Annotated in this window: 4 protein-coding genes; 1 reads left to right on the forward strand and 3 read right to left on the reverse strand. The window is 41.8% G+C overall.

Annotated features, from left to right (window positions below; translation table 11 throughout):
* Positions 1 to 336: 336 nt before the first annotated feature.
* Complete coding sequence (locus tag L4C35_RS22840) at positions 337 to 498, forward strand: hypothetical protein (RefSeq protein WP_428465017.1); 162 nt, start codon at positions 337 to 339, stop codon at positions 496 to 498.
* Between the two features lie 112 nt (positions 499 to 610).
* Here L4C35_RS22840 and L4C35_RS22845 read toward each other — a convergent pair whose 3' ends face one another.
* The 3 genes from L4C35_RS22845 to L4C35_RS22855 form a co-directional block, all read right to left on the reverse strand.
* Positions 611 to 817, reverse strand: coding sequence for a hypothetical protein (locus tag L4C35_RS22845; protein ID WP_428465018.1), 207 nt, complete (start codon positions 815 to 817; stop codon positions 611 to 613).
* A 253-nt stretch (positions 818 to 1070) separates the two neighbouring features.
* Complete coding sequence (locus L4C35_RS22850; RefSeq protein ID WP_428465019.1) at positions 1071 to 1754, reverse strand: hypothetical protein; 684 nt, start codon at positions 1752 to 1754, stop codon at positions 1071 to 1073.
* A gap of 126 nt (positions 1755 to 1880) precedes the next feature.
* On the reverse strand, positions 1881 to 2840 hold the full coding sequence (locus L4C35_RS22855; protein WP_428465020.1) for a hypothetical protein: 960 nt from the start codon (positions 2838 to 2840) through the stop codon (positions 1881 to 1883).
* Positions 2841 to 3289: the final 449 nt, after the last annotated feature.

Genomic DNA, 3289 nt, shown 5'->3' on the forward strand with positions numbered 1-3289 from the left:
ATAGCTGAGAAATTTAAGAACTGGTATGTACGCAGAGCATCAACCGCCACGGCCGAACCATGGGTAAAACCAAATACAGAAGTTGGCGCGGTTACCAGAGAACATTCACGCAAGCCGTTGAGACATTTAAAAACAAGAAGCCGCTATAAACGACGATCGATTCTAACTGCATACGGATTTATCTGGAATTGACCAACGCATAGCGACTGCGGAGTTAAGTACACAAAAAGAACTCAACCAAGTCGGGTAACGCCTTGGCATAAGGTGCGCCAACGCTGAACTTACAAAACCAAATACACTTCAAACCAAAACCGCCGAGTGTTAAGCGTCACCTTAATGCCCTTGTTACCCGGCCGTTTGACTTGGGTTAAGCAGCTTGCCTGCCATGATGAGATGCAATTAAAAAAGGCGCTGATTAAGCGCGACAAACACCTAACCCAGGCAGGCAAATTCAAAACTATAACCACGAAAATTACTGCGTGTTTACCCACAAAATAGCGGTTACGATGAAGTTAGCACTATGGTTTACCTAGAAAAGATGCACCAGAAACGCTCGCCAATATTGATAAAAAGGCAGCCCAAACTAAAGCCGCGAACATCGCGCACAATACTACTGCTTACGACAACCACCAAAATGTAACCACTTCCCTGCCAACGCACCGACCACAATATTGAAAGCGGCTATCCTCGAAAATGGTGCGGCAATAGCTGATAAATTTAAGAACTGGTAAGTACACGGAGTATCAACCGCCACGGCCGAACCATGGTAAAAACCAAATACAGAAGTTGGCGCGGTGACCAGCGAACATTCACGCAAGCCGTTGAGACATTTAAAAATAAGAAGCCGCTATGAACGACGAACGATTCTTACTGCATACGGATTTCACTGGAATTGACCAACGCACAACAACAGCGGAGTTARGTACACAAAAAGAACTSAACCWAGTCGGGTAACGACCTGCCATAAAACGCCAGCAACGCATTACGACATTATTTAATTACCCACCGTAAACACTAAAGACAATTCATACCTAGAATRCCAAGCGTTGAGGGTCGTTTTGATGGCTTTGTTATGTGCGAGTTGAATGTCTACTGAATTTGTAGTTTGGATATTCCTTAACTAAGTCATCCATTACAGCTAACCAAGCTTCTTTATCCACGACCTTGGGAAGGATTGCTTTAGGCTCTAAAGTCCATTGTTGCAGTGTAAAGCCCCAACTCAATCCGCCTACGGGATACAAAACTCCATCTTGCTCACTCAACCCAAATACTGTGCCGACCCAATCTAATGTAACGTGTGGAGCGACACTCCACGCAGGATTATCCCTAAAAGCCGTATTTACACTATAAAATGGAATGCCATTATCACGGTGATTTTGTGAGCCGACATCAACAAATTGCCATCCCCGCACATTTGAACCAAATGATGAATGCTTACCAGTTAGTTGAGCACTGCCATTTGTCGAAACAATATGWATCCAATGTGTGACTCGAGGAGATGTAACCTCAATTGATGGAAACCTTGGAGCGAAACAGGCTTTATTACCTGAGTCAACAAACCTCACAGCTAATTGGTCGCCCCCACTCCACGAACGGTAAGTAAAATTTTTTAAATTACTATCATTGAAACATTTCTCGTAACTGCCATTTTCAATATTCGTTGAAAGATGAGAATTTCGATAAGAATCAAAAGATCCATACAGCGAAATTAAAACAACAACTATACCGATTGCGCTTAAAATGTACCTTTTCATAACTATCTTAATTCCTTTTCTGATAGCACATAACGCCTGCAATAAGGTGTGCCCCACTGAGCTAGCAAAGAACACTGAACTCCACACCAAAACTGCCGAGTGTAACGCATCACCTTGATTGCCTTGTTATATTCTTATGATGCATGGTATTTCGTCAAGCGCTCCACGATAGACTTCGTGATGCATTGCCTCATAAACGCGCTCACGAGTAAAAATATCTACCGACTCCCACAGTTCCGGACCAATACAAATATCTTCGGACTCACAAATTGCCACATAATTGATGAACTTTTCTAACTGCGTATCCATTACAGATTCAATCCACTCATTTTCGTCTGTATGCTGCGCTAACCAAGAAACAATAACATGAGTCTCATCTTGCATCGGAACTAAATTAAATGAGGAAAGGATCTGTGGAGAGGCAATGGCTTGATGGTATATTCTTTCCTGAAAATCCCGCATAGGCGAAAACACTGTGCAGCTAGAGGCATTTAGTTTTTTAGGAATAACTACCCACTTGGTTTTTAATATTCCTGATTCAGGAGAGTTATATGCCTTATATGCATTGTTTAAATAAAAAGGCAAATCATGTTTAATGAACTTCTCTCGGCCTAAGTTCTGTAGCTTAAAATTATCCAGAGCTGTTTCTGGTAAAATTTTCGCGCAGTTTTCCAATATTTTTTGCGTTCCAAAATGCACTAATCTTTTTCTGGTTACTTCGTATGTAACTGTCCGAAGAAAAAAGGTTGCAGCCTGAAGCTCATCCCCTTTTTTAAGCGGTTGTTTTTCTATGGGTGAAAAAACCTGACCATCATGAGTTTGGCAGAAGCCTGGATAAATAGAAGCATTTTTTATCCTTGTTTTAACCAATGAAAATGCACTATTACCTTTGGTCAATACATCATACATGCTGAAGTTCATGGAGAATACTTCATCATTTTCACTTATAACTTTAAGTTGACCACCCCGTTGCTGAGAGTGAGAACCTATAGAGACATCAGAACATTGAGGAAACAGACATTGAAATTTCTTTCTTCTCTTTAGTTTCTCGATCTTCCCAATTTCTTTTCTTAATTTATGATCCAATGTTCCCCCCCTAAGAATATAACGCTCGCCATAATACGCCACAACGTATTACGATAATGTTGATAGACCACCGAAAACACYAMAGCCAATTCAGACCTAGAATGCCGAGCGTTGGTGGTCGTATTAATGGCTTTGTTACCCGGCCGTTTGACTTGGGTTAAGCAGCTTGCCTGCCATGATGAAATGCAGTTAAAAATGCGCTGATTAAGCGCGACAAACACCCMACTCAAGGCAGACAAATTCAAAACTATAACCACGAAAATTACTGCGCGTTTACCCACAAAATAGCGGCTACGATGATGTTAGCACTATGGTTTACCTAGAAAAAATGAACCAGAAGCGCGTGCAATATTGATTAAAAGGCAGCCCAAACTAAAGCCGCGGACAGCGCCCACAAGTAGACTTTTTACGGCAACCACCAAAATGTAACCACTTCCCTGCCAACGCAC

Origin of the sequence: Photobacterium kagoshimensis (genome assembly GCF_050337045.1) — a bacterium.
In the GTDB taxonomy this organism is placed as follows: domain Bacteria; phylum Pseudomonadota; class Gammaproteobacteria; order Enterobacterales; family Vibrionaceae; genus Photobacterium; species Photobacterium kagoshimensis.

Excerpts from the sequence above, each read along its gene's own strand:
- L4C35_RS22840 (WP_428465017.1), top strand. The coding sequence starts at position 337 with ATGCCCTTGTTACCCGGCCGTTTGACTTGGGTTAAGCAGCTTGCCTGC.